The organism is Flavobacterium sp. (assembly GCF_049590715.1).
Classification (GTDB): Bacteria; Bacteroidota; Bacteroidia; order Flavobacteriales; family Flavobacteriaceae; genus Flavobacterium.
Genome location: NZ_JBAWDL010000332.1, coordinates 1 through 1,857 on the forward strand (window position 1 = coordinate 1; position 1,857 = coordinate 1,857).

The 1,857-nt window shown below is 32.1% G+C and carries 2 protein-coding genes; one reads left to right on the forward strand and one right to left on the reverse strand.

The genetic code is table 11. The features are described 5' to 3' along the window. Positions 1–820, reverse strand: an 820-nt coding sequence (locus tag WBQ70_RS14220; protein ID WP_423915347.1) for an OB-fold nucleic acid binding domain-containing protein, incomplete at its 3' end; no start/stop codon positions are given. Positions 821–1,030: 210 nt separating this feature from the next. Here WBQ70_RS14220 and WBQ70_RS14225 point away from each other — a divergent pair. Continuing rightward, entirely contained in the window at positions 1,031–1,582 is a 552-nt protein-coding gene (locus WBQ70_RS14225) for a DUF1697 domain-containing protein (RefSeq protein ID WP_423915348.1), read from the forward strand. Positions 1,583–1,857 lie beyond the last annotated feature (275 nt).

Sequence of the window (1,857 nt, forward strand, 5' to 3'; positions counted from 1 at the left end):
CACCTGTGAGATTAAACGGCAAATGATTTTGATAGAAATCATTAAAATAGTCGCCCACTTTTGTAAAAGGATGACCTTTTATTTTGTGTTTCTGAATCAGGTTTTTCAGGATTAACTGAATCTGGATATAGAAAAGTTCTTCAAATTTTAAACGAAACTGGGCTTTCGCCAAAGCTTCGGCACTGGTTGGAAAATGGATATTGAACAACGCTTCACGCTTAGAAATCAACTTTAATTCTTGAATAAGGTAATCGGGTAAAGTTTCTGAAAATAAAGTTTGTGCTTCTTGAAACAATTGTTGCATCAGCTTATTGACTACTTTGTTGGTAATCCCCTTATTGGTTAACTTTTCAGTCGAAGGATATACGGGTTGCATGGCTGAACGCAAACTTTGTTGGTGTTCGGATAGCGGTTCCATTTCTGGATGTGCCATGTTGAATGCGCCATTAAATGAAGTGCATTTACCAAAAACAACAATGATTTCATTCAACTTCAGGGATTCTTTAATCCATTTATGTCCCTGAAACCAAACTAGTTCCATCTGTCCAGTATCATCAATAAGAGTAGCAACTAATCGTTTACGGTTCTTACCAAATTCCACCGTTTTAAGATGCACAATTTTACCGATAATTTGAACTTCGGCAACGGTGTTTTGCAGTTCGTTGATTTTGTAATAACGCGTACGATCAATATAGCGGTTGGGATACAGATTGATTAAATCCTTATATTTATGAATGCCCAATTCCTTACGAAATAATTCGCCTCGATGAGGGCCAACGCCTTTGAGATATTCGATAGGAGTTTGTAGAAGATTGTTCATTTAAAAATAAAAAATTGGGATCAATTGAAACTAAAGCGAAGATAGTTTTTTGTTTTTAAATTAAGAAACGCTACTTAGATCGAGTATGTATATACCATGAGTTATTTTACCTTTTTTTTTATAAATACATTTTTTAAATCTCTATGAAGTAGATGATAATTTGGAATTCATTTTCAAACTAATATCTTTGAAAAATAAATAAAATAACAAATGACAACTCACTTATGCTTGCTGCGTGGTATCAATGTTTCAGGCCACAATATGATGAAAATGGAGGTTTTGAAAACCACTTTGGAAGGAATAGGTTTGATCAATGTGCAAACCTATATTCAGTCTGGGAATGTTTTTGTAGATTCCGAAGAAGAAAATGCTGCGAAAGTTGGTTTTCAAATCAAACAAGAAATATTCAAGGCTTTTGGACATGAAGTTCCTGTGATTGTTATTAATAAAGCCGATTTAGAAGCTTGTTTTACTAATAACTCTTTCATGAAAGAAAAAGAAGTAGATATTAAAAAACTGTACGTTGCTTTTGTTTCTGTTGAATTAAAGTCGGAAAACATTAATGATTTAAAGATAAGTCAATTCAAACCTGACGAAGCTCGAATTGATGGAAATCGAATTTTTATCAAATATGCAGTAGGAGCTGGAAAAACTCGTTTTGATCAAAAATATATTGAAAAAAAACTAAATGTTTCAGCTACAATTAGAAATTGGAATACAGTGACACAATTACTAAAAATGTACGAAGAAAGATTAAAATAAGTTAAATAAAAAATAAAGAAAACCTTGTTTTGAAATGAATCCAAACAAGCTTTTCAATTATTTGAATTATTATTTATAGGGAAACAGGAATAGCTTTAAAGCAATTACAAATGTCTCAAGTTTGCTCTTTTAAAACGTTCGTACAAATAGTATTTGGTTCCTTTTGAGTTTTGAGAACTATAAATTCCTACTGAACCAGATAATAGATATGCAATGCAACAGGCAAGACCCATGTACAAACCACTTTCTAAACCAAAAAGTTCTATTCCCATAAC